The sequence below is a fragment of the Nocardia yamanashiensis NBRC 100130 genome (assembly GCF_001613325.1).
Classification (GTDB): domain Bacteria; phylum Actinomycetota; class Actinomycetes; order Mycobacteriales; family Mycobacteriaceae; genus Nocardia; species Nocardia yamanashiensis.
The window spans coordinates 242,210-263,753 of sequence record NZ_BDCD01000019.1 but is presented as its reverse complement, the minus strand read 5'-3'; the positions used below and the strand labels follow the sequence as shown (position 1 = coordinate 263,753).

The window sequence follows — 21,544 nt, the reverse complement described above, 5'->3', positions numbered from 1 at the left end:
AGACGTACGGCCCGGTTCCAGCGAAACCCGCTGGGGCCGGGCCGTTTTCGTGCCGTCGATCAGAAGGATTCCTCGAAGTGATACCAGGGGCCTTCGAACGGTTCGTAATAGAGGTCGCCACCGGGAGCGGGCGCGGCATCGGGGAAGTAGGCGAAGCCGGAATAGGTCATGAAACCGCCGGTGGTGTAGAGCAGGCAGCCGCCTTCGCGGTTGGCGATGGTGGAGACGTGGAAGACGCCGATCCGGGTGCCCGTGGTGGGAGCACAGGTGATCGCGGCCTGCTCGAGAGCGGATTTGGAGAGGGTCCAGCCGAGCTCGGCGGGCGCGCCCGAGCGCGCGACGACGAACGTGGCGACGACCACCAGCGGAGCCAGCAGGCTCAGCGCCCAGGCGCGATAGCGCAGCAGGCCGGCGGCGGCGGTGCCGAACCACGCCAGGGCGGTGAGACCGAGCAGGAATCGGGTGAGGAGCGTGGATCCGGTCGATTCGCCGGACATCTCGAGCCAGAGCAGGGTCAGGCACAGGATCGCCGTGGCCAGGGCGATCACGCGGGTGGCATTGGCCCAGCCACGATGCGAGAGGCGGTTCTCCACCCGCCGAATCCTATGGGGCGGACGGCCTTGGACGCGGTTTCGCTCAGGCGGGTCGGTGCAGTTCGCGGTGCAGGGCGTAGATGCGGTCGGTCAGCTCCGGGAACGGGCCGGAGACAGGCACATTCGGCGCGATCGCCTGGATGGGAAGTGCGGCCACCGGGCCCGGGGCGACGCCGAATTCGGCGAGCCAGGCGCTGAGCTGCTCGGTCGAGGCGGCATAGACGATGGGGCCCAGGCCGACCCAGGCGTGCGCGGCCGAGCACATGGGGCAGTGCTCACCAGAGGTGTAGACGGTGGCAGTAGCGCGCTCGGCCGGACTCAGATTTTCGGCGGCCCAGCGGGCGAGCTCGAATTCCGGATGGCGCGTGTGGTCGCCGCCCGCCACGCGGTTGCGATCCTCGGCGAGCACGCTGCCGTCGGCGGCGACCAGCATCGAACCGAAGGGCTCGTCGCCCGCAGCGAGCGCTTCGGCGGCGAGTTCGACGCAGCGCTCCAGGTATCGCAGATCAGTCGCGGGCGGCATAGCGGAGGCTCTCCGTTCGTCGTGTTCGGGGGATGCCCCGAGCGTTGGTTCCTGCGTGTCGGGGGTTCGGGGGCGAAGCCCCTGAGAGTACGAGAGTTGCTCACTTCACTCGCGGTGGTAGGCGTCCTGGGCGGCTTTGATCGTCTCGATATTCGTCTCGAGTACGACGATCAACGCTTCCAGGCGGTCGGCCACCTGCTCGCCCAGTTCGGTGAGGGTGTATTCGACGTGGGGTGGGATGGATTGCTGGACTTCGCGATTGATCATGCCGTCGCGTTCCAGGGTTTGCAGGGTCTGCGAGAGCATTCGTTCGCTGATGCCGTCCACCCGGCGGCGCAGGGCGCTGAAGCGGTAGGGGCCCGCGCGCAGGGCGACCAGGGCGAGCACGCCCCAGCGGCTGGCGACGTCCTGCAGTACCGGCCGGGATTGGCAGTTCCGGGCGAAGACGTCGGCTTCCAGGGTGGGGTCGTCGGTATCGACCTGGTCGGTGGGCCGCGTGCTCATGAGACGAGATTACCTAACTTTGGGGTAGCGGTTCCGGAATAGGATGTGCTTACTATTAGTTAGTACAGTCTGATCAAGCAGTTAATTCCCTGGAACCATGGAGGAAGTCATGACCGTCGCCGTCACCGGAGCCACCGGCCAGCTGGGCCGTCTCGTCGTCGAAGCGCTGCTGAAGAAGGGTGAGACGCCGGTCGCCATCGTCCGCGATCCGGCCAAGGCCGCGGATCTGGCCGAGCAGGGTGTGGACGTGCGGCAGGCGAGCTATGACGATCCGGCGGCCCTCGACCGCGCGCTGGCCGGGGTCGACCGGGTGCTGCTGGTGTCGGGCAACGAGTTCGGGGCGCGAGTCGCCCAGCACGCCAATGTGATTCGCGCCGCCGAGCGGGCCGGGGTGCAGCTGCTGGCCTACACCAGCATCCCCGTCGCGGACCGCAATCCGATGATCCTCGCCCAGGAGCACACCGGCACCGAGGCCGTGCTCGCGGAAGCGACTGTGCCGCACGTGATCCTGCGCAACGGCTGGTACTGGGAGAACTACACCAACGGGCTGCCGCACGCGGTCGAGACCGGAGTGTTCGCGGGCGCGGCGGGCGCCGGCAAGGTGGCGGGCGCGGCCCGCGCCGATTACGCCGAGGTCGCGGCGAACGTGCTGACCAGCGACGGGCACGCGGGCCAGGTCTACGAGCTCGGCGGTGACGCGCTGCTCAGCTATGACGAACTGGCGCAGGCGATGTCGGAAGCATCCGGCAAGCCGGTGCGCTACCAGGATCTGCCCGAGGCCGATTACGCCGCCGGGCTCATCGGGGCGGGACTGCCGGAGGGATTCGCGCGGGCGCTGGCCGATGCGGACGCGGGCATCGCGAAGGGCGGTCTGCTGGACGTGGACAGCGGGCACCTGCAGCAGCTGCTGGGCCGCCCGTCGACCCCGGCCGCAGAGGTATTCCGCGCCGCCCTGAGCTGAGCATCCAGCCTGACGCCCGTCGACCGTCCCCTCGGGGACGGTCGACGTCGTTTCAGTACCAGTGGTTGGCCTGCCAGAACTCCCAGGCCGCGTTGGGGCTGCCGTATCGCTGCACCATGTAGCGGTACGCCCAGCGCAACTGGGTCATCGGGTTGATCAGCCAGTCCACGCCCTCGCTGCTCATCTTGTGCGCGGGCAGGGCCTGAGCCAGGCCGTAGGCGCCCGACGACGGGTTCACGGCGAACACCCGCCAGCTGCTCTCATGGGTGATGATCTGGTCGAACGCCGGAAACTGGTCGAGCGGAACCACGGTGAGCGCCATGGTCTTCAAGGCCGGCTTGGGGTAGGCGAACTCCGGCTCCACCACGGCCGACAGCACGGTCAGCCCCGGCACCATGGCGAATTCGACCAGGCCGGAGGACATGGTCGCCTCGGCCAATCGTGCGGACAGGTTGGTGAGCAGCGCGACATCCACTTCGGGAGCCGCCTGCGCCGCGGGTGCGGTGCCGGTCATCGCCGGTACCGCCGCGGCCAGGAGCAGTCCGAGCACTCCGACTCGGAAACTCCGGCGCGTCGCCTTCTTCGAACCGTTGCCAATCACGAATAGACGGATCAGGCAGCGACCATACCCGCGCGGACAGACACATCTGGGGAGCTACGCGGCGTGTCGAGATCTCGATCCGCCCCTGTTTGTGCTGGTCAACAGGCCAGTTCCCGCCGGGGCGGGGCCGTGGAGACGACAGGGCGCGTGCCGGGATGACGTAGGGGATGACCCATCAGGTTTCTGCCGCACGGCGGCGCAGGAGTTCCTGTTCGTCGCGGTTGGCGGTGAGTTCGGCGGCGCGGAGGAAGGCGGTGCGGGCTTCGGCGGTGTCGCCGAGGCGGGCCAGCAGGTCGCCGCGGACGGCGTAGAGCAGGTGGTAGTCGTCGAGCGCGCCGGTGGCGGCGAGCTTGTCGGCGAGCTCCAGTCCGGCGGCCGGGCCGAGCGCCATGCCCACCGCGACCGCCCGGTTCAGTTCCACGATCGGCGAGGGAAAGCGTTGCGCCAGCTGGGCATACAGTCCCGCGACGCGCTGCCAATCGGTGTCGGCGACGGTCGGGGCCATGGCGTGCATGGCGGCGATGGCGGCCTGCAGGGCATAGCGGCCGGGCGCCGCGGCCCGGGCGCGATTCACCGCGTGCGCGCGGCCCAGCGCCGCGAATCCCCGGCCGATGAGCAGCCGATTCCATTGCGCCCGATCCTGATCCGCCAGCAGGATGGGCGCGCTGTCCCCGCCGCCGCGAGCGCGCAGCCGCGACGCCTGGAGTTCGAGCAAGGCGGCCAGTCCGTGGGTTTCCGCCTCGCCGGGCAGCAGTTCGGCCAGGATGCGCGCCAATCGCAATGCGTCCTCGCATAATTCGGCCCGTACCCAGCTGTCGCCGTGGGTGGCGGTGTACCCCTCGTTGAAGATCAGATAGATAACTTCCAGCACCGAATCCAGGCGCTCGGTGAGTTCCGGCCCGGCCGGCACCTCGTAGGGCACCCGGGCCTTCGCGATGGTCCGCTTGGCGCGCACGATGCGTTGCGCCACGGTCGATTCCGGCGCCAGATAGGCGCGGGCGATCTCGGCGGTGGTGAGCCCGCCGACCATGCGCAGCGTGAGCGCGGCGCGGGCCGGCGGGGTGAGCACCGGATGGCAGGCGGTGAAGATCATCCGCAGTAGGTCGTCCTGGATCGGCGGCGCGGGCTCCGCCTCCTCCGGACCGTGTTCCAGCTCCCGCCCGAGCAGAGCCAGCTTGCGCGCGAAGGTGGCGTCGCGCCGGATCCGGTCCAGCGCACGGTGTTTGGCGGTGAGCATGAGCCAGCCGCCGGGATTGGGCGGCACCCCGTCGCGCACCCACTGCTCCAGCGCCGCCAGGTACGCGTCCTGCGCGACCTCCTCCGCCAGCCCGATATCGCCGACCATGCGGGTCAGGCCGGCGACCAGCCGCGGCCACTCGATCCGCCAGGCCGCCTCGACGGCCTGGCGGGCCCGCTCTTCGGGTGACCGCGCGGAACTCATCCCTGGTGGTCGAGCTGCCGCACCTCGACCTCGATATCCCATTCGGGGCCGTGCACGCGCAGGAACCGCCGCGCCCATTCGACGGCTTCGTCGTCGGAGCGCGTCTGCAGCATGCAGTAGCCGCCGATGATCTCCTTGGCCTCGGTGTAAGGCCCGTCGACGACGGTCTGCTTACCGTCGGTCTGCCGGATGCGGGTGCCCTCCGCGGCGGGCCGCAGCCCGGCCGTCTCGAGCAGTACGCCCGCCTTGGTCATCTCCTCGATGAGCGCGTTCATATCCGCGATCAATTGCTCGCCCGGCCCGTCCTCGGGCATCTGAGCCGGGTCGAGCCGGATCAAAATCAGATGGCGCATGTCTGCATCCTCTCGCTGTGCGGGTGTGTTCAGCTACTCCTCGAACGGGTGGACGCGAAATCGACATCGGCCGGAAGAAATTCTCAGACCCACTGCACGAGCTGGATCACGATCCCGTTCGGGTCCACGGTCTGGAAGTACCGTTCGCTCCACGGCTCGGTCTCGATGGGCGTCACGATCGGCACGCCCTCGTCGCGCACCCGCTCGTATTCGCCGTCGATGTCCTCGACCACGAACGCCACCAGCAGCCCCTGCCCGGCATCGCCGGCAATGCGCTCGGGTTTGAAGCTGCCGAGCCCCGTGCGCAGGTAGACGATATTGAATCCGGCGTCCTCGCGGGCCAGCGAGATGAACCCGTCGGCCGACATCTGCTCGGCGAAACCGAAGTGCTCGATCAGGAAGCGCGCCGAGGCGGCCGGGTCGGGCACGTTCAGGGAGATGACGGAAGCGGTGATTTTCATGGATCCTCCTCGGTGCCGGGTAACTCTGTACTTAGTACGCTGTACTTTGTACGGAAATTCCCGACGGGCTGCCATGTGACGGCTGTCACGTCGCTACGATCGCCGTGGAGGTGAGCCGAATGGCCGAACGCAGCGGCGCCGGAGATCCGGTGCGCACATTGGAACTGCTGTGGCGGGTGCCCGGCAGTGGCGCACCCACGCGCGGGCCCAAACAGCGCACCACCCTGGATGCCGTCATCGCCGCCGCGCTCGAGATTGCCGATGCCGAGGGCCTGGGCGCGCTCACCATGCGGTCGGTGGCGGCGAAGCTGGGCATCACGCCCATGGCCACCTACACCTATGTGCCCGGCAAGGCCGAACTGCTGGATCTCATGCTGGACACCGTCTATCAGCGCATGGAGCGCCACGATCTGACCGGAATGCCCTGGCGGGAACGCGTTTCGGTGATCGCCGCCGAGAACCGCGCCATGCTGTCCGCGCACCCGTGGGTCGCCTACCTGCCCACCACCCGCCCGCCGCTGGGCCCCGGCGTGGCCGCCAAGTACGACCACGAACTGCGCGCCTTCGACGGCCTCGGGCTCGACGACCTCGAGATGGATTCCGCCCTCACCTATGTGCTCGGCTTCGTCACCTCGGTCGCGCAGCTGGCCATCGATTCCGCCCGCGCCGCCACGGAAAGCGGTGCGAGCGACCACGAATGGTGGGAGCGGGCCGCGCCGCTGCTGGAGCGGGTCTTCGACGCCGAGCGCTACCCGCTCGCGGCCCGGGTCGGCGCGGCGGCCGGGCAGGCGCACGACAGCGCCTACAGCGCCGATCACGCCTATGCCTTCGGCCTGGACCGGGTGCTCGACGGGCTGGCGACGCTGATCGAATCACGTTCTCGCTGAACAGGATTCGCGCACGGACTGCCCGCCGCCCGGCTCGGTAGTAGCGTTACGGCATGGTGCGGCGGGTTCGATTCTCGGTGGGCGCGGTCCGGCACTGGCGGGAGACGGCAGCGGACGGAACCCTGCTGCGGTGCGTCGAAATCGACACCCGCCTGCCGAATCCGCTGCCGGCGGACCACCGTCCCACCGAGCCCGACCTCAAGGGCCAGGCCGTGGTGGCCTCCTCCGCCGAGGAACTGGCCGGAGTCCGCGCCCGCTACGGCGATATCGGCGCCTGGCTGTACGAGTCGGTGCGCGGCGAACCCGCACTCCCGCCAACCGAACTCGCGCCCGATATGCCCGAGGGCAGCGCCGGCGAACCGGCGGCAGTCGAATCGGTCTCGGCCGAGGATTTCGGGCGGGTGTGGAGAACCGCGGTGCTGCACCGGAATTTCGCACCGCAGGACACGGGTCCGCTGCCGCAGGGCGCGCTGGTGTCGGGGCGTGTCGAGGCACTGCCGTGGGGTGTCGGCGCGACCGGTCTGTTCGTGGATATCGGCGTGCCGGTGCAGGCGTTCGTCGATGTCGCGCACCTACCCGGGGAACAGTCCGAATGGCCTACGGTCGGCGACAGCGGCCGCTTCGAGGTGGTGAGGGTGGTGTTCAACTGGTGGGAAGACACCGCGCGCCTGCAGATCCGGCTCAAGCCGATCGCGCCGTTCGTCCGCCGCTGATCGGCACGATAGTGCCATTCGGCTCCCCTTCGGCCGCGCCCGCGGGCAGAATTCCAGCTATGCCGCGATCCGCACCGGCACTCGTCGCCGCCGAAACCTTCACCCGGGCAGCCCAGCCGGTGATCCCGGCCGGCGATGCCCTGGTGCTGCGGCCGTGGCTGCGCCGCGACGCGCCCGAGGTGTACGCGGCCTTCCAGGATCCGGCGCTGAGCCGCTGGCAGGTGCGCACCGTGGAATCCGAGGACGAGGCCGAGGAGTGCGTGGAGGCGTGGGCGCGCACCTGGAAGCTCGGGCAGAACGCGAGCTGGGCGGTGGCGGACAGTCATACCGGACGGGTGCTGGGGCGGGTGGCCTTGCAGCACTTGGTGTTGTCGCAGGGGATGGCGGCGGTGGCGTACTGGGTGGCGCCGCAGGCGCGCGGGCGCGGGGTGGCGCCGCGCGCGGTGGAGGCGCTCACCGGGTGGGCGTTCGAGCGCGCCGGATTCCATCGCCTGGAATTGCGGCACTCCGTGCTCAACGCGCCGTCCTGCCGGGTGGCGCTCAAGGCCGGGTTCGGGCTCGAAGGCGTGAACCGCAGCGCCGGACTGCATGCCGACGGCTGGCACGACATGCACCTGCACGCCCGCGTGCACGGGGACGACCTGGACGCCGCGACCAGTGAGATCCCGACGGGCCGGGTGTACCGCCGCTGACAGCGGCTCCCGGCGAATTGGCGCGATCGGGCCGCCGCCGGGGACTCCCGGGATGGGTGCGGGCTTGTTAGCGTGGCCACATGGTGTCGACGCAGCCACGTATCGCTCCCGGCCGTCTGCGGGAGCTCGGACCGGTCAATTGGGTTGTCTGGCAGGTGCTCTCCCGGGCCGCCGGGACCGAGGACGCCCATCTGTTCAGCACGCTCGGGCGCACCGGCGGGCTGTTCCGCGGCTGGCTGCACTTCTCCGGGCGCTTGATGCCCGGCGGCACACTGCCGCGCTACGAGACCGAACTGGTGATCATCCGGGTGGCGCATCTGCGCGGCTGCGAATACGAGATGGACCATCACATCCGATTGGGCAAGCGCGCGGGCGTGACCCAGCCGATCCTGGACCGGCTCCGCGAAGGCCCGTCCGCCGCCGGCTGGACCGACAAGGAACGCGCCCTGCTCACCGCGGTCGACCAACTGGTCGGCACCCGCGACCTCGACGACACCGCCTGGCGCGAACTCGCCGTCCACTACGACGAGCGCCGCCTCATCGAAATCGTCCTGCTGACAAACCAGTACGAGGGCTTGGCCAGCACGATCACCGCCCTGCGCATCCAAACCGACCACTGATCCGAGCCGCCGCCCACGTCATGACGGGTGGGCGCTTCACTCCCGCACGGCTTGACCGAGTTTGGTGAGCTCCAAGGCTCGGCGGGCTCGCGTCAGGACGTGTGCCCGGGAGCTGGTGAGGTGGGCCAGGAGGAGGCGGAGGGCGGCGTCGAGGTCGTCGGTCAGCACCAATTCGGCGATGGCGATGTGGTCCTCGGTCATCGCCGCGATGCGTTCCGGGGTGGGCATATCCAGCGAGCGCACCGGCCGGACCCGGGCGTACACCGCCGCCAGGGCGTCCGCGAGCGCGGTATTGCCGCCCGCGGTCAGCAGCGTCAGATGGAACTGCTCGTCGACCGCGATCAGCTCGGCCCCGGGTTCCGGCGGCGCCTCGCGCAGCCGCCGCCAGGTTTCCAGCTCCTTCTCCACCGCCGTCGCGTCGTGCCGGTGCGACCGGTCCGCCTGCCGCTGAATCCCCCTGGACTCCAGCACGATTCGCAGTTCGAACAGATCCCCGAGTTCCTCGACCCGCGGCCGGTACGGATACAGCCCGTCCGAGTGCCGTTCCAGCAGCCCGTCCGCGTAGAGCCGGGCCAGCGCCTCGCGGACGGGCGTGCGGGAGACGCCGTAGTTCTCGGCCAGCCGTTCCTCGCCGAGCCGTTCGGTCGGCGCCAGCACCCCCGCCGCGAGATCCCGCTGTAGTTCCCGATACACCTTTTCCGACAGCGGGATTCGCCCCCTGCGCAGCATGACGGGACGTCCGCTCAAATGGCCATCGCCAGGCGGACCGCGGATTCCGCGCCCCGGCCGCCCGCCCCCGAGGACGTGACGCGACCCGATTGCAGCACGTAGTACTGGCCGGCGGCCTGCAGTGCGAAGCCGATGTGCTGTTCCACCAGCAGCACGCTCAAGCCGCCGCGATTGGTGAGATCGATGATGGTGCGCTCGATCTCGGCCACCACCGACGGCTGGATGCCCTCGGTGGGCTCGTCCAGGATCAGCAGCTTCGGCTCGGTGATCAACGCCCGCGCGATGGCCAGCTGCTGGCGCTGACCGCCGGACAGCAGCCCGGCCTTGCGTGAGAGCAGTTCCTTCAAAGCCGGGAACAGATCCAGGGATTCGGCGATCAGTTCCTTGCCGCGCTTGCGCCCGTCGGCGACCACCTGGAGATTCTCCAGCGCCGAGAGCTGCGGGAAGGACTGCTGCCCCTGCGGCACATAGGCGATGCCGCGCTTGACCCGCCGCGAGGGCGGCAGCTTGGTGATGTCCTCACCGTCGAACCGGATCTTGCCGGACTTGGCGGGCAGCAACCCCACCGCCGCGCGCAGCAGCGAGGTCTTCCCGGCCCCGTTGTGGCCCATGACGGCGACCACCCCGTCGTCCGGAACCGTCAGGGACACACCGTGAATGACCTGGGTGCGGCCGTAGGCCGTGTGTAGGTCAACGAGCTCCAGCATCGGCGGCCTCCTCTTTCTCGGATTCCACGACCGCATCGGGTTCCGCTGCGGCGGAGTCGGTTTCGGCGGGGCCGGGCTCGGCGGGCGGCAGTTCGCCGGCCGCCGCGGTGCCCAGGTAGACCTCCTGCACCTTGGGATCGGCCTGGACCTCTTCGACGCTGCCCTCGCTGAGCACGCGTCCGCCGGCCAGCACCGTCACCGAATTGGCGAAGGCGCGCATGAAGTCCATATCGTGTTCGACCACGATCACCACCCGGGTATCGCCGATGCGGCGCAACAGGTTCCCGGTCTCCTCGCGCTCCTCGGCGCTCATGCCCGCGACAGGTTCGTCGAGCAGCAGCACCGAGGCGTTCTGCACCAGCAACATGCCGATTTCCAGCCACTGCTTCTGCCCGTGCGCCAGCACGCCCGCGGGCTTGTCGCGCAGCTCGGTGAGGCCGGTGATCTCCAGCGCCTCTTCGATGGCGGGCAGCACCGACTTGCGCCGGCGCAGCAGGGTGAGCGCGGAACGACCGGCGCCGGCCGCGATATCGAGGTTCTGCAGCACCGTGAGCTGCTCGAAGACGCTCGCGGTCTGGAAGGTGCGGCCGACGCCCAGCCGGGCGATCTGATGCACCTTCTTGCCGATCAGTTCACTGCCGGACTTCTGTGCCGACCCGGTGGCGGGCGCCAGGCCGGTGATGGCGTCGATGAGGGTGGTCTTGCCCGCGCCATTGGGTCCGATGAGGAAGCGCAGATCCCCTTGCAGCACGGTGAGATCCACGTCGGAGACGGCCTTGAACCCGTCGAAACTGACGGACAGTCCCCGGATTTCGAGGTATTCGCTGCTCATCGCGCTTCCACCTTCTCTTCCTCGGCGGGCGTGCCGGTGGACATGACCGAGGCGACGATGGCCTCGGCGGCCGGGGTGACCGGCGTCGCGGGCGTACCGGCGGGCCGCAGCGCGCGCACCCGTTCCAGCAGCTGTTTGGCCAGCGGCCCGAGTCCGGCCAGCCCGGCGGGCAGGAATCCGACCACCACGATGAACAGCGCGCCCTGCAGATAGGTCCAGCCGGACGGGAATTCCTCGGAGAACGAGGTCTGCGCCCAGGCCACGCCGATCGCGCCCAGGGCCGGGCCGAGGAGTGTGGTGCGCCCGCCGATGGCGACGCCGATCAGGAAGGCGATGGAGGGCACCACGCCGATATCGGCGGGCGAGATGATCCCGACGATGGGCGTGAACAGCGCGCCCGCGATTCCGGCGAAGAACGCCGCCACCACATACGCGACGATTTTGATATTGGCCGGGTCGTAACCGAGGAAGCGCACCCGCTCCTCCTGATCGCGCACCGCGACCAGCAGTTCCCCGTACCGCGAGTGCATCAGCTGCCGCGCGATGGCGAGCACGATCAGCAGGGTCGCCGCCGCGATGAAGAACAGCATGCGCCGGTTGGCCGGATCGGAGAGCCGGAAACCGAAGAAGGACTTGAAATCCGAGAGTCCGGTGAAGCCGCCGATGGACTGCTGCCCGATCAGCAGGATGGCCAGCGCCGCCGCCAGCGCCTGGCTCAGGATGGCGAAGTACGCGCCCTTGACCCGGCGCTTGAACACGCCGAACCCGAGCACGGCCGCGATCGCGGCGGGCAGCACCAGAATGCCGAGCAGCGCCACCGGCGCGGAGGCGAAAGGCTGCCAGTACGAGGGCAATTCGCTGATGCCGGAGATGGTCATGAACTCCGGCACGTCCTCGTGCCGCTTGGCGGCGTCGGCCATCTGCAGGTGCATGCCCATGATGTAGGCGCCGATGCCGAAGAACACGCCCTGCCCGAGGGTGAGCATGCCGCCGCGGCCCCAGGCCAGGCCGATGCCGACCGCGACGATGGCGAAGCACAGGAACTTGGCCAGCAGGCTGAGCCGGAAATCGCTGAGCGCGGCGGGCGCGATGCCGAACAGCAGCACGGCGCCGATCGCGAAGCCGCCGAAGGCTTTCAGAGAGGAATGAGCGTTGAGACGCTGGACGATGGTCATGCTGTGTCCTTCGTTCGCATGACCGGAGCCCTGCGTGGTTACACTGCGTTGCCGCCTTCGGGCTTGACCGGTCATGCGAGGCTCCTCGTGCGAACGGTGAACAGACCCTGCGGGCGCGCCTGCAGGAAGATCACGATCACCACGAAGACGATCACCTTGGCGACCGAGGCGGTGGTCGAGTACTCGATGAAGGAATTCAGCAGGCCCATGGCGAAGGCCGCGATGACCGTGCCCTTGATCTGGCCCAGGCCGCCGATCACCACCACCAGGAAGGCGTCGACGAGATAGGACTGCCCGATGGTGGGCGAGGTCGAACCGATCAGGGTGAGCGCCACCCCGGCCACGGCGGCCAGGCCGGAGCCGATGAAGAAGGTGCTGATATCGGTGAGACGCGAAGAGACGCCGGAGGTTTCGGCCAGGCTGCGGTTCTGCACCACGGCGCGGATGCGGCGGCCCAGCGGCGTCACCTTGAGCGCGGTGGCCAGCGCGATCACCGCACTGATGGCGAGCACCATGATGAAGATGCGGGTCTTGGGCACCACCGCGCCTGCGATGCTGATGCCGCCGGTCAGCCAGTCGGGGGCGACCACGTTCTTGGCGGGGGCGCCGAAGATATTGCGCGCGGCCTGCTGCAGCACCAATCCGACGCCGAAGGTGACCAGCAGGGTGTCGAGCGGGCGGTCGTACATCCAGCGGATGAGACCGGCTTCCAAGGCCGCGCCGAGCAGTCCGCCGACGACGAAACCGGCGAACAGGGAGACGATGAGCGCCACCCCCGTCGACGAAATAAGCTGCTGCACAACGAATGTGGTGTAACAACCGGCCATGATGAACTCGCCGTGAGCCATATTGATGACGCCCATCTGACCGAAGGTCAGGGCCAGGCCCAGCGCGGCGAGCAGCAGAATCGAGCCCAGACTCAGGCCCGCGAACAGCTGTCCGACTGCGACTTCCATTGTGAATACCTCTGCAGTTCTCTCGCGTCGGTCGGGTGACTGCCGATACGGCCGGTGCGAGATTCGCACCGGCCGCCCCTCATCGGCGGTTACCGATCTACTTCAGGCCCTTGGCCCACTCGTAGGAGCTCAGGTACGGGTCCGGCTGCACGGCCTTGCCCGAATCCCACACGGTGTAGATGAGTCCGTCCGGCCGGATCTCACCGATGCGCGCGGTCTTGGTGATGTGGTGGTTGGCGCCGTTGATGACGACGGTGCCTTCGGGAGCGTCGAAGCTGACGCCGTCGGCCGCGGCCTGGATGTCGGCCACCGCGAAGGACTTCGCCTTCTCGACGGTGTTCTTCCACAGGAAGACCGAGGCGTAGGCGGCTTCCATCGGGTCGGAGGTGGGCTTGTCGGCGCCGAAGGCGGCCTTGTACGCGGCGACGAACGCCTTGTTGGCCGGGGAATCGACGGTCTGGTAGTAGTTCCAGGCGGTCAGCTGACCGGTGATGTTCTGCACGCCGATGCCGCCGACCTCTTCCTCGGCGATGGACACCGAAACCACCGGCATCTCAGCGGCTTTCAGGCCCGCGTTGGCGTACTCGCGGAAGAACGCGACATTGGAGTCGCCGTTCAGGGTGTTGAAGACCGCGCCCGCCTTGGAGTTGCGGACCTTGTTGACGATGGTGGAGAAGTCGGTGGAGCCCAGCGGGGCCAGGTCCTCGCCCTTGATCTCGATGCCGTTGGCCTTGGCGTAGGCCTTGATCTCGCGGTTGGCGGTCTGCGGGAAGACGTAGTCCGAACCGACCAGGTAGAGGGAGGTGACGCCCTTCTGCTTCAGGTAGTCCAGGGCCGGCACGATCTGCTGGTTGGTGGTGGCGCCGGTGTAGAAGATGTTCTTGGAATCTTCCAGGCCCTCGTACTGGACGGGGTAGTAGAGCAGCGAGTTCAGCGATTCGAACTTCGGCTTCATGGCCTTGCGCGAGGAGGAGGTCCAGCCGCCGAAGACCGCGGCCACGCAGTCCGAGGAGATCAGCTTCTCGGCCTTCTCGGCGAAGGTCTTGGGATCGGAAGCGCCGTCCTCCAGCACGATCTCGATCTTCTTGCCGTTCACGCCGCCCGCGGCATTGATCTGATCGACCGCCAGCTTGGTGGCATTGGCGACGGTCACCTCGGAGATCGCCATGGTGCCGGTGAGCGAGTGCAGCGACCCGATCTTGATGGTGTCCTTGGACGTGTCTAGGCAGGACTTGGCGCTCGAGCCCTCGGCCGTGTCGCTGTCACGCGAACCGCAACCGGCGACCAGCACGGCGGACAGCGCCAGCGCGGTCGGAATGGTGATCGCCTTCATCAGACGCCGATTGCGATCTCGGCGGAGGGATTCTTGCATGGGGCGGGCCCTTCTCACTCACGGTCTACCCGCGACGCCACGTGCGTCGCTTGCGAATACCGCCGCGTATACAACGGCTGTATTCGTGGGCAGAACGGTAAACGGGAAGTATTGCGCCGGAATGACTCTCGGTGAATGTCCGATTTCGTATGTTGCCGGGACGTGAAACTATCCTCACCGCACCGGGTTCGGAGTCGATCGATTCCGGGGTTAGCGCTGGTGAGAGGGGGTGGAAGGGGCCGGATCGGGGGTCCGGCCCCCGTCGTCACCGAATCACGTAGGGCGAGATGGAGCTTCGATGCTCGCTGATGTCGAGGGATTTGCCGAGCGGCGGGAAGGCGCGCTGCGGGCAGTTGGAGCGCTCGCACACCCGGCAGCCCGCGCCGATCGGAGTCGCCTTGGGCTCGTTGAGATCCAGGCCGTCGGCGTAGACCACGCGGCCGGCGTGCCGCAGTTCGCAGCCCAGGCCGATGGCGAAGATCTTGGACGGTTCGCCGTAGCGGGTGGCACGGCGTTCCACGGTGCGCGCGATCCACAGGTACTTGCGGCCGTCGGGCATCTGCGCGATCTGGGTCATGATCTTGGCCGGATAGGCGAAGGTCTCGTACACGTTCCACAGCGGGCAGGTGCCGCCGCTGGAGGAGAAATGAAAACCGGTGGCGGACTGGCGTTTCGACATATTGCCGGCCCGGTCCACGCGCACGAACGAGAACGGCACCCCGCGCAGTTTCGGCCGTTGCAGCGTGGACAGTCGATGGCAGATGGTCTCGTAACTCTGCGCGAAGAACGCCGACAGTCGCTCGATGTCGTAGCGGAAGGTCTCGGCCACTTCGTGAAAATGCGTGTACGGCAATACCGTCGCGGCGGCGAAGTAGTTCGCCAGCCCGAGTTTGGCCAGCACCCGCGATTCCGGCGAGGAGAAATTGCCCTCCGCCACCAGCTTCTCGATCAGCTCGCCGCATTCCAGATAGGCCAGCTCGGCGGCCAGTTTGAAGACCCGCTGCCCGCCCGAGAGATGCGGCGCGATCTCCAGCCGCATCTGGTCCGGATCGAAGCGGTGCAGCAAGCCGTCGCCCAGATCGATGCGCTCCACGATCTGCACCCCGTGCGTCGCGGTCAGCCGCCGCGGAATCTCCCGCTTCAAATCCCCGCCGTGGAATCGCATGCGATTCGCGAGTTCCTCGGCCGCGGTATCCAATTCGTGAATGTAATTCTGCCGCTGATAGAAGTAGTCCCGAACCTCTTCGTGCGGTTTGGAAATAGCCCCCGACCCGCTGCCGTCCGCGAACCGGTCCTCGGTGGCCGCCGCCAGCTGCGCCGTCGTATTCCGGTAGCGCCGGTGCATGTTCACCATCGCCCGCGCCAGCCCCGGATGCGCCGACACCATCTCGGCGATCTCCTGCGCGTCGGCCTCGATCCCGAGTTCCTGGTCCATCACGACCTCTTGCAACTCGGCGATCAATCGCGTGTCGTCCTGCGACGAGAAGAATCCCGCGTCGACCCCGAACACTTCGCTGATGCGCAGCAACACCGGTACGGTGAGCGGGCGCACGTCGTGCTCGATCTGATTCAGATAACTGGCCGAGATCTCCAGCTTCTTGGCCAGCGAGACCTGGCTCAGCCCGCGCTCGGTACGCAGCTGACGCAGCCGCGCCCCGACAAAAGTCTTGGCCATTCGCCCAGTTTATGGGCCCTTTCGCAACCATGCCAACGAAAAATTAGCAGCGCTTGCTGAGGCTTGCGTCACAGGTCGCGCCCGGCGGCCGCCGCGGTCGCCGCCGCGATGCCGTGGGTTTTGTCGGTCCGCGGGGTTACCGTCGTAGGCGTGCTCTTGTCGGATGTGGTGCGAGCGTCGCAGGCCGTGCGTGAGACTTCCGCGCGGAAGAACAAGATCAAGGTTTTCGCGGAGTTGCTCAGGGAGGCCGCGCCCGCGGAATTGGCGCAGGTGGTGGCCTGGATATCCGGGGAACTACCGCAGGGGCGAATCGGTACGGGCTGGCGCACGCTGACCACCATGGAGGTCGAGCCGGCCGCCGAACCGGGATTGACGGTGGGCGCGGTGGACGCGGTGTTCGGTGAGCTCGCGGGGGTGAGCGGGAAGGGGTCGGCCGAGCGGCGGCGCGAGTTGCTGGGCGGGTTGCTCGGGGCGGCAACGAAAGACGAACACGACTTTCTGCTGCGATTGCTGACGGGGGAGATGCGACAGGGGGCGCTCACCGCGATCGTGGCCGAAGCGGTGGCGGTGGCGTTCGAGGTGCCGATCGAGGCGGTGCGGCGGGCGCACATGTTGTCGGGACGGCTGCCCGTGACGGCGGTGGCCGCGCGAACCGGCGGCGTGGCAGCGCTCAGGGAGTTCCGGCTGGAGCTGGGGCGGCCGATTCAGCCGATGCTCGCCTCGCCGGGCGGGGCGCTGGATGAGGTCATGGCCGAATTCGGCGGGGAGGTGACCGTCGAGCACAAGATGGACGGGGCGCGTATCCAGGTCCATCGGGACGGGGATCGGGTGTGGGTTTTCACGCGGACGCTGCGTGACATCACGTCCGGTGTGCCCGAATTGGTGGAATTGGTAAGGCAATTGGAGTGCACGAGTCTGGTGCTGGACGGGGAGACCCTCGCCCTGGACGATTCCGGGCGGCCGCGGCCGTTCCAGGAGACCATGAGCCGCTTCGCGGCGGATCCGGCGCTGGTCGAGACGGTGGCGGCGGCGAGCTCGACCCGGGACTTGCTACTACACCCGTACTTCTTCGACTGCCTGCACCTGGACGGGGTGGATCTGCTGGACGCGCCGTTGCGGGAACGGCGGGTGGCGCTCACCAGGGTGGCCGGATCGCACAGCATTCCGGCGCTCATCGCGCCCGATCCCGAGATCGCGGCCGAATACTTCGACGGCGCACTGGCTTCCGGGCACGAGGGCATCATGATCAAGTCGCTGGACGCGCCCTATGCGGCCGGGCGGCGCGGGCGGGCCTGGCAGAAGATCAAACCCACCCACACCCTGGATCTGGTGGTGCTGGGCGCGGAATGGGGGTACGGGCGGCGCACCGGATACCTGTCCAATCTGCACCTGGGCGCGCGCGATCCCGAGGGCGGCGAGCCGGTGATGGTCGGCAAGACCTTCAAGGGCCTGACCGACGCGCTGCTGCATTGGCAGACAGTGGAATTCCCGCGCCACGAAATCCGCCAGGACGGCAATACCGTCTACCTGCGCCCGGAACTGGTGGTGGAGATCGCCATCGACGGAGTGCAGGTCAGCCCGCGTTATCCGGGCGGAGTGGCGCTGCGCTTCGCGCGCGTGGTCCGCTACCGGCCGGACAAGGAAGCGGCGCAGGCCGACACCATCGACCGGGTGCGCGAACTGCTACCGGGCGGCGCCGCAATACAACTCGAAGCCGACGCTGTGCACAGCTAGCTCGAGACTCACAGCAGACTCACAGCTGAGCGGACGCACTCCTCGAGAATTACCGGGCAGTATTCAAGTGTCGATGCATCGGACCCAGCGGTCGTCAGGTGACGGTGCTCGGGTACTGCCCCGCCTCCACACGCGGATTCAACCCGGGCGCCGAGTCGCAGGGCCGGTAAGTCGGCGGTGGATTGCGCATGGTCCACCTGTGCTGTCGACGGCACGCCCCGCCCCCTCGCCGGGCGTGCCGCCGACCCTTTCACATTCGATTCCGCCGCGCGGTCGTTCCGGCCCGATCAGTATTCGTATTCGCGGTTCCCGGTGAGGTTCGGCAGCCGCCGCCGGCCGGTGGCCAGATCCCCGGCCAGATGTTCGTACGCCACCGCCAATTCGGTGAGCCGTTGCGCCGCATCGTGCACCGCGTCGTCCGGCGCGCTGGCCAGCGTGAGATAGGCCAGCGCCGAGAACTGCGCGAGCCGATCCACCACCGTGCCCACGGTCTCGGTGTGCAGGTGCGCGTCCCGGTCGGCGCGCGGCAGCTCCGCCGCCACCCAGCGATCGATGTCCAGGACCAGCCGGGCGCGATCGTGGTCGATGCGGCCGGTCGCGCCGCTCACCGCCGTCAACCGCCGCTCGTGCAGGTCCGCGAGTAGCCCCGCGCAGCGCAGCAGCGGATGATCGTCGGGGGGCAGGCCGCGGCAAGCCTGCAGCAGCAGGTGTTTCGGTGGGAGCGGGTGCACGGCGGCCATCCTGCTACGCCAATGTCTCCGAATGGCAACGGTATTCGAGTCACCGGACCAACTGGGGCTTGCATCCGGTGCGCTGCCGTGCAGAGTGGTACTGGTGATCCTCACCGTGACCATGAACCCGGCCTACGACATGACCTATCGGGTCGAGCATTTCGAGCGCGGCCGGGCGCATCGGGTGCGGTCGGTGGATCAGCGGCTGGGCGGGCGCGGCATCAATGTCACCCGGGTGCTGAACCAGCTCGGGAAGTACGCGCGCGCCACCGGGTTCGCCGACCACTCCTTCGCCGCCGCGGCGGAGCTGGAGATGCCGGTGGATTTCGTGCACGCGCTGCCGTGGGTACGGCGCACGGTGGTGATCAGCGAATCCGACGACGGCACCGCGACCGCGCTCTGGGAGCCGGGTCCGCGCGTCAGCGAACCGCACGCCGTGGATCAGCTCCGGGTCCGGGTGCGCGGCATGCTGTCCGCCATGAGCGGCATGGTCATCTCCGGTTCGCTCCCCGGCGGGGTAGGTCCGGACATTCCGGCCGAATTGGCCCGCACCGCAATTGCCGCGGGTGTCCCGACCATCTGCGATGTGGACGGTGCGGCCCTGGAACTCGCCGCCCGGGTGCCCGGCATCGTGCTCACCCCCAATACCGAGGAACTCGAACGCCTCACCGGCAGCCCGGCCGAAACCGCCCCGGAAATCCTCGCCGCCGTGGAACCCCTCATCGCCGATGGCGCGGCCGCCGTGATCGTCACCCGCGGCGGTGCGGGCATGATCGCCGTGACCGCCACCCGCGCCTGGTCGGCGGCTCTCCCCGAACCCCTGGCCGGCAATCCGACCGGCGCCGGCGACGCCGCGGTGGCCGCCATCATCGCCGCCCTGGCCGTGGATCCCGCCCCGGACTGGCCCGCCCTCCTCGTCGACGCCGTCGCGACTTCCGCTGCCGCCGTGGTGATTCCCGTCGCCGGTGAGATCGACCGCGTGCTGCGGGAACGACTGGCCCCGACCGTGCGGGTGCGGGAACTCGGGTTGGTAGCGGCGCGGATGCCCGGCGCCAGCTGACGGCTGCGCGCGGCGCGGGGCCCGGTGCGGTGGACCCGCGGTGCGGCGACGGCCGTGTCCCATCGAGGCCAGGTGCCCGAAATGACCGGTTCGGGCGCGGCGGCGTGGTGGCATCGAACCGACCGTTCGCCCGCGTAGCCTCGGGGAGATGTCGGAACTACGAATGCCGCCCGATCAAGGGTCGGGTGTAGACGACAGTTACCGGATGCCGCGCACGGTGCGCGCGGCACAACTCTTCGCGGTGGGATTGGCCCTGGTCGGGGTGGTGTGCACGGCATCCTCCGGCTGGTTGCTGGGGACCGGGTCGGCGATCTGGACCGCGGTTCCGTTCGTGCCCGCCTGGCTGCTCGGGCTGGTGGCGCTCACCTTCGGTTCGGTCGGGCAGTCCATCCGGATCGGCGCGATTCTGCTGGCCGCCATGAACATGCTGTGGACGGTGCCTTCGATCACCGACGGTCATCCGCCCGGGCCGCTGGGTCCGATCGTGTCGCTCATCGTGATCGTGCTGCTGTTCCGGCCGGAGGCGCGGGACTGGTTCGAACCCGACCCGTGGTGAGGTTCCGATAACCGGATCGGGTAGCCGGATGTAACCGGGGCGAAATCTCGTCTGCCGATTCGCAATCTGCGTGCAATTCCGGGCGCTTACCGTGACCCTATGAGTTCGGAAGTCGCCGAGGGTTCGGGCATTCACATCAGCGGTCTGAGCAAGACCTTCCGGTCCGGGCGGCGCACGGTGCAGGCATTGGACACGGTCGACCTGCACACGAAAGAGGGCGCATTCCTGTCCCTGCTCGGTCCGTCCGGCTGCGGGAAATCCACCATCCTGCGCATTCTCGCGGGCCTGGACACCCCGACCACCGGCACCGCCACCATCAACGGCGAGACCCCGGCCGAACTGCGGCGGCGGCACGAGTTCGGCATCGCCTTCCAGGATTCGGCGCTGCTGCCCTGGCGCAGTGTGGAATCCAATATCAAACTGCCCTTGCAGGTGGCGGGCCTGCCGGTGGATCCGAAGCTGATCGCCGACCTGATCGCCCTGGTCGGACTGGAAGGCTTCGAGAAGGCCAAACCCGCACAGCTCTCCGGCGGTATGCGGCAACGGGTTTCGATCGCCCGCGCGCTGGTCGTCAAACCCAAGGTGCTGCTGCTCGACGAACCCTTCGGCGCACTCGACGATATGACCCGCCAGCGCCTCAATCTGGAACTGCTGCGCATCTGGACCGAGAAGCCCGCCACCACCCTGATGGTCACGCACGGCATCGCCGAAGCCGTCTTCCTCTCCGACGTGGTGGCAGTGATGAGCCCGCGCCCCGGCCGGGTGGTGGAGCTGGTGGACATCGACCTGCCCCGCCCGCGCACCCCGGAAATGATGCGCACCACCGAATTCCACAAACTGCACGACTATCTCTCGGAGCTGCTCTTCGGCCGCACCGGGCAGGGCGGGGTGACGGCGGAATGAACCTGCGCGCGCAATTCTCGCTACAACGACTAGGCGGTGCGGCCGGCATCCTGGCCCTGCTGGCGATCTGGCAGCTGGCCGCCGCGCTGCACGTCGCGGGCGGCACCATCCCCGGACCGTGGACGGTCGTGCACACCATGTACACCGACGGCTGGGCGCTCTACGGTCCCAACTTCCGGATCACGGCCTGGGGTGCGCTGCAAGGCTTTCTGTGGGGTAATGCCCTGGCCATCGCGCTGGCGCTGCTGGTGATCCTGATCCCGCCCATCGAAATGCTGGTCACCCAGCTGGCCATCCTCAGCTACTGCACCCCGCTGCTGGCGCTCGGCCCGATCATCCTGGTGGTGTTCGGCGGCCGCATGCCCACGGTGTTCCTGGCCGCCATGTACTGCTTCTTCCCGACCATGGTCGGCGTGGTGTCGGGTCTGCGCTCCGCCGACGGCACCAGCCTCGACCTGATCCGCGCCTACGGCGGCGGGCGCTGGCAGCGGCTGCGCCGGGTCCAGGTGATCGCCGCGCTGCCGAATACGCTGGCCGCCTTGAAGATCGCCGCGCCCTCGGCGGTGCTGGGCGCGATCATCGGCGAATACCTCGGCGGCGTGGACAGCGGCATCGGCGTGGCCCTGACCGCCGCGCAGACCGCCTACAACGTGCCGCGCACCTGGGGCATGGCCTTGGCCGCCGCCGCGCTCGCCGGACTCGGCTACGCGGTGGTGGCGCTGGTGGCGCGGGTCGCGGTGCCGTGGACCCGAGCGGAGGCCTGAG

At 68.5% G+C, this 21,544-nt stretch carries 25 protein-coding genes; 10 read left to right on the top strand and 15 right to left on the bottom strand.

Going from position 1 to position 21,544, the window contains the following annotated elements; translation table 11 throughout:
• Positions 1–59 precede the first annotated feature (59 nt).
• From NY1_RS22875 to NY1_RS22865, 3 genes are all read right to left on the bottom strand, one after another.
• Positions 60–593, bottom strand: a complete 534-nt coding sequence (locus NY1_RS22875) for a hypothetical protein (RefSeq protein ID WP_067716872.1) — start codon at positions 591–593, stop codon at positions 60–62.
• A 43-nt stretch (positions 594–636) separates the two neighbouring features.
• The gene (locus NY1_RS22870; RefSeq protein WP_067716869.1) at positions 637–1,116 is read right to left on the bottom strand and encodes a nucleoside deaminase; all 480 of its coding nucleotides are present in this window, start codon (positions 1,114–1,116) and stop codon (positions 637–639) included.
• A 105-nt stretch (positions 1,117–1,221) separates the two neighbouring features.
• A complete protein-coding gene (locus NY1_RS22865; RefSeq protein WP_067716866.1) occupies positions 1,222–1,620 on the bottom strand; it encodes a winged helix-turn-helix transcriptional regulator in 399 nt (132 codons plus the stop codon).
• Positions 1,621–1,729: 109 nt separating this feature from the next.
• On the opposite strand from NY1_RS22865, the gene NY1_RS22860 reads away from it, so the two are divergent.
• Positions 1,730–2,581 (top strand): SDR family oxidoreductase, encoded by an 852-nt coding sequence (locus NY1_RS22860; protein WP_067717034.1) that lies wholly within the window; start codon positions 1,730–1,732, stop codon positions 2,579–2,581.
• Between the two features lie 52 nt (positions 2,582–2,633).
• On the opposite strand, the gene NY1_RS22855 is transcribed toward NY1_RS22860, so the two are convergent.
• The 4 genes from NY1_RS22855 to NY1_RS22840 form a co-directional block, all read right to left on the bottom strand.
• On the bottom strand, positions 2,634–3,131 hold the full coding sequence (locus tag NY1_RS22855; protein WP_067716863.1) for an aggregation-promoting factor C-terminal-like domain-containing protein: 498 nt from the start codon (positions 3,129–3,131) through the stop codon (positions 2,634–2,636).
• A gap of 226 nt (positions 3,132–3,357) precedes the next feature.
• Complete coding sequence (locus tag NY1_RS22850; protein ID WP_067716860.1) at positions 3,358–4,623, bottom strand: RNA polymerase sigma factor; 1,266 nt, start codon at positions 4,621–4,623, stop codon at positions 3,358–3,360.
• Entirely contained in the window at positions 4,620–4,976 is a 357-nt protein-coding gene (locus tag NY1_RS22845) for a YciI family protein (RefSeq protein ID WP_067716858.1), read from the bottom strand. The genes NY1_RS22850 and NY1_RS22845 overlap by 4 nt, the downstream gene beginning before the upstream one ends.
• An 83-nt stretch (positions 4,977–5,059) precedes the next feature.
• On the bottom strand, positions 5,060–5,437 hold the full coding sequence (locus tag NY1_RS22840; RefSeq protein ID WP_067716855.1) for a VOC family protein: 378 nt from the start codon (positions 5,435–5,437) through the stop codon (positions 5,060–5,062).
• A 119-nt stretch (positions 5,438–5,556) separates the two neighbouring features.
• Here NY1_RS22840 and NY1_RS22835 point away from each other — a divergent pair, with 119 nt between their 5' ends.
• The 4 genes from NY1_RS22835 to NY1_RS22820 all read left to right on the top strand — a co-directional run bounded on the left by NY1_RS22835 (position 5,557) and on the right by NY1_RS22820 (position 8,349).
• Positions 5,557–6,324 carry a TetR/AcrR family transcriptional regulator gene (locus tag NY1_RS22835; protein WP_067716852.1) on the top strand — a complete coding sequence of 256 codons (768 nt, stop codon included), beginning with the start codon at positions 5,557–5,559 and terminating at the stop codon, positions 6,322–6,324.
• Positions 6,325–6,377: 53 nt separating this feature from the next.
• Entirely contained in the window at positions 6,378–7,037 is a 660-nt protein-coding gene (locus NY1_RS22830) for a hypothetical protein (protein ID WP_067716851.1), read from the top strand.
• Between the two features lie 59 nt (positions 7,038–7,096).
• The gene (locus tag NY1_RS22825; protein ID WP_067716848.1) at positions 7,097–7,729 is read left to right on the top strand and encodes a GNAT family N-acetyltransferase; all 633 of its coding nucleotides are present in this window, start codon (positions 7,097–7,099) and stop codon (positions 7,727–7,729) included.
• Positions 7,730–7,809: 80 nt separating this feature from the next.
• Complete coding sequence (locus NY1_RS22820) at positions 7,810–8,349, top strand: carboxymuconolactone decarboxylase family protein (RefSeq protein WP_067716846.1); 540 nt, start codon at positions 7,810–7,812, stop codon at positions 8,347–8,349.
• A 36-nt stretch (positions 8,350–8,385) separates the two neighbouring features.
• On the opposite strand, the gene NY1_RS22815 is transcribed toward NY1_RS22820, so the two are convergent.
• From NY1_RS22815 to ramB, 7 genes are all read right to left on the bottom strand, one after another.
• Positions 8,386–9,078 (bottom strand): GntR family transcriptional regulator, encoded by a 693-nt coding sequence (locus NY1_RS22815; RefSeq protein WP_067716844.1) that lies wholly within the window; start codon positions 9,076–9,078, stop codon positions 8,386–8,388.
• A 14-nt stretch (positions 9,079–9,092) separates the two neighbouring features.
• A complete protein-coding gene (gene urtE / locus NY1_RS22810; RefSeq protein WP_067716841.1) occupies positions 9,093–9,785 on the bottom strand; it encodes an urea ABC transporter ATP-binding subunit UrtE in 693 nt (230 codons plus the stop codon).
• Complete coding sequence (urtD, locus tag NY1_RS22805) at positions 9,769–10,617, bottom strand: urea ABC transporter ATP-binding protein UrtD (protein ID WP_084535232.1); 849 nt, start codon at positions 10,615–10,617, stop codon at positions 9,769–9,771. The genes urtE and urtD overlap by 17 nt, the downstream gene beginning before the upstream one ends.
• Complete coding sequence (gene urtC, locus NY1_RS22800) at positions 10,614–11,792, bottom strand: urea ABC transporter permease subunit UrtC (RefSeq protein ID WP_084535231.1); 1,179 nt, start codon at positions 11,790–11,792, stop codon at positions 10,614–10,616. The genes urtD and urtC overlap by 4 nt, the downstream gene beginning before the upstream one ends.
• A gap of 71 nt (positions 11,793–11,863) precedes the next feature.
• The gene (gene urtB, locus NY1_RS22795) at positions 11,864–12,748 is read right to left on the bottom strand and encodes an urea ABC transporter permease subunit UrtB (RefSeq protein WP_067716839.1); all 885 of its coding nucleotides are present in this window, start codon (positions 12,746–12,748) and stop codon (positions 11,864–11,866) included.
• 97 nt (positions 12,749–12,845) lie between these two features.
• The gene (gene urtA, locus NY1_RS22790) at positions 12,846–14,081 is read right to left on the bottom strand and encodes an urea ABC transporter substrate-binding protein (RefSeq protein WP_408639421.1); all 1,236 of its coding nucleotides are present in this window, start codon (positions 14,079–14,081) and stop codon (positions 12,846–12,848) included.
• Positions 14,082–14,385: 304 nt separating this feature from the next.
• Positions 14,386–15,795, bottom strand: a complete 1,410-nt coding sequence (gene ramB, locus NY1_RS22785; RefSeq protein WP_067716833.1) for an acetate metabolism transcriptional regulator RamB — start codon at positions 15,793–15,795, stop codon at positions 14,386–14,388.
• Positions 15,796–15,945: 150 nt separating this feature from the next.
• Between ramB and NY1_RS22780 the strand changes: the two genes are divergently transcribed.
• The gene (locus tag NY1_RS22780) at positions 15,946–17,529 is read left to right on the top strand and encodes an ATP-dependent DNA ligase (protein WP_067716831.1); all 1,584 of its coding nucleotides are present in this window, start codon (positions 15,946–15,948) and stop codon (positions 17,527–17,529) included.
• A 287-nt stretch (positions 17,530–17,816) separates the two neighbouring features.
• On the opposite strand, the gene NY1_RS22775 is transcribed toward NY1_RS22780, so the two are convergent.
• Positions 17,817–18,269 carry a DUF4254 domain-containing protein gene (locus NY1_RS22775; RefSeq protein ID WP_067716828.1) on the bottom strand — a complete coding sequence of 151 codons (453 nt, stop codon included), beginning with the start codon at positions 18,267–18,269 and terminating at the stop codon, positions 17,817–17,819.
• 22 nt (positions 18,270–18,291) lie between these two features.
• Here NY1_RS22775 and NY1_RS22770 point away from each other — a divergent pair, with 22 nt between their 5' ends.
• From NY1_RS22770 to NY1_RS22755, 4 genes are all read left to right on the top strand, one after another.
• Positions 18,292–19,320 carry a hexose kinase gene (locus NY1_RS22770; RefSeq protein ID WP_233434436.1) on the top strand — a complete coding sequence of 343 codons (1,029 nt, stop codon included), beginning with the start codon at positions 18,292–18,294 and terminating at the stop codon, positions 19,318–19,320.
• A 148-nt stretch (positions 19,321–19,468) separates the two neighbouring features.
• A complete protein-coding gene (locus NY1_RS22765; protein WP_157762432.1) occupies positions 19,469–19,876 on the top strand; it encodes a hypothetical protein in 408 nt (135 codons plus the stop codon).
• Between the two features lie 99 nt (positions 19,877–19,975).
• Entirely contained in the window at positions 19,976–20,779 is an 804-nt protein-coding gene (locus NY1_RS22760; RefSeq protein ID WP_067716822.1) for an ABC transporter ATP-binding protein, read from the top strand.
• Entirely contained in the window at positions 20,776–21,543 is a 768-nt protein-coding gene (locus tag NY1_RS22755) for an ABC transporter permease (RefSeq protein ID WP_067716820.1), read from the top strand. The genes NY1_RS22760 and NY1_RS22755 overlap by 4 nt, the downstream gene beginning before the upstream one ends.
• Position 21,544 lies beyond the last annotated feature (1 nt).

Bases quoted from the DNA above. Each gene is read 5' to 3' on its own strand.
- NY1_RS22870 (WP_067716869.1), bottom strand. From the start codon at position 1,116: ATGCCGCCCGCGACTGATCTGCGATACCTGGAGCGCTGCGTCGAACTC.
- NY1_RS22865 (WP_067716866.1), bottom strand. From the start codon at position 1,620: ATGAGCACGCGGCCCACCGACCAGGTCGATACCGACGACCCCACCCTG.
- NY1_RS22860 (WP_067717034.1), top strand. From the start codon at position 1,730: ATGACCGTCGCCGTCACCGGAGCCACCGGCCAGCTGGGCCGTCTCGTC.
- NY1_RS22850 (WP_067716860.1), bottom strand. From the start codon at position 4,623: ATGAGTTCCGCGCGGTCACCCGAAGAGCGGGCCCGCCAGGCCGTCGAG.
- NY1_RS22845 (WP_067716858.1), bottom strand. From the start codon at position 4,976: ATGCGCCATCTGATTTTGATCCGGCTCGACCCGGCTCAGATGCCCGAG.
- NY1_RS22840 (WP_067716855.1), bottom strand. From the start codon at position 5,437: ATGAAAATCACCGCTTCCGTCATCTCCCTGAACGTGCCCGACCCGGCC.
- NY1_RS22835 (WP_067716852.1), top strand. From the start codon at position 5,557: ATGGCCGAACGCAGCGGCGCCGGAGATCCGGTGCGCACATTGGAACTG.
- NY1_RS22830 (WP_067716851.1), top strand. From the start codon at position 6,378: ATGGTGCGGCGGGTTCGATTCTCGGTGGGCGCGGTCCGGCACTGGCGG.
- NY1_RS22825 (WP_067716848.1), top strand. From the start codon at position 7,097: ATGCCGCGATCCGCACCGGCACTCGTCGCCGCCGAAACCTTCACCCGG.
- NY1_RS22820 (WP_067716846.1), top strand. From the start codon at position 7,810: ATGGTGTCGACGCAGCCACGTATCGCTCCCGGCCGTCTGCGGGAGCTC.
- NY1_RS22815 (WP_067716844.1), bottom strand. From the start codon at position 9,078: ATGCTGCGCAGGGGGCGAATCCCGCTGTCGGAAAAGGTGTATCGGGAA.
- urtE (WP_067716841.1), bottom strand. From the start codon at position 9,785: ATGCTGGAGCTCGTTGACCTACACACGGCCTACGGCCGCACCCAGGTC.
- urtD (WP_084535232.1), bottom strand. From the start codon at position 10,617: ATGAGCAGCGAATACCTCGAAATCCGGGGACTGTCCGTCAGTTTCGAC.
- urtC (WP_084535231.1), bottom strand. From the start codon at position 11,792: ATGACCATCGTCCAGCGTCTCAACGCTCATTCCTCTCTGAAAGCCTTC.
- urtB (WP_067716839.1), bottom strand. From the start codon at position 12,748: ATGGAAGTCGCAGTCGGACAGCTGTTCGCGGGCCTGAGTCTGGGCTCG.
- urtA (WP_408639421.1), bottom strand. From the start codon at position 14,081: ATGAAGGCGATCACCATTCCGACCGCGCTGGCGCTGTCCGCCGTGCTG.
- ramB (WP_067716833.1), bottom strand. From the start codon at position 15,795: ATGGCCAAGACTTTTGTCGGGGCGCGGCTGCGTCAGCTGCGTACCGAG.
- NY1_RS22775 (WP_067716828.1), bottom strand. From the start codon at position 18,269: ATGGCCGCCGTGCACCCGCTCCCACCGAAACACCTGCTGCTGCAGGCT.
- NY1_RS22770 (WP_233434436.1), top strand. From the start codon at position 18,292: ATGGCAACGGTATTCGAGTCACCGGACCAACTGGGGCTTGCATCCGGT.
- NY1_RS22765 (WP_157762432.1), top strand. From the start codon at position 19,469: ATGTCGGAACTACGAATGCCGCCCGATCAAGGGTCGGGTGTAGACGAC.
- NY1_RS22760 (WP_067716822.1), top strand. From the start codon at position 19,976: ATGAGTTCGGAAGTCGCCGAGGGTTCGGGCATTCACATCAGCGGTCTG.
- NY1_RS22755 (WP_067716820.1), top strand. From the start codon at position 20,776: ATGAACCTGCGCGCGCAATTCTCGCTACAACGACTAGGCGGTGCGGCC.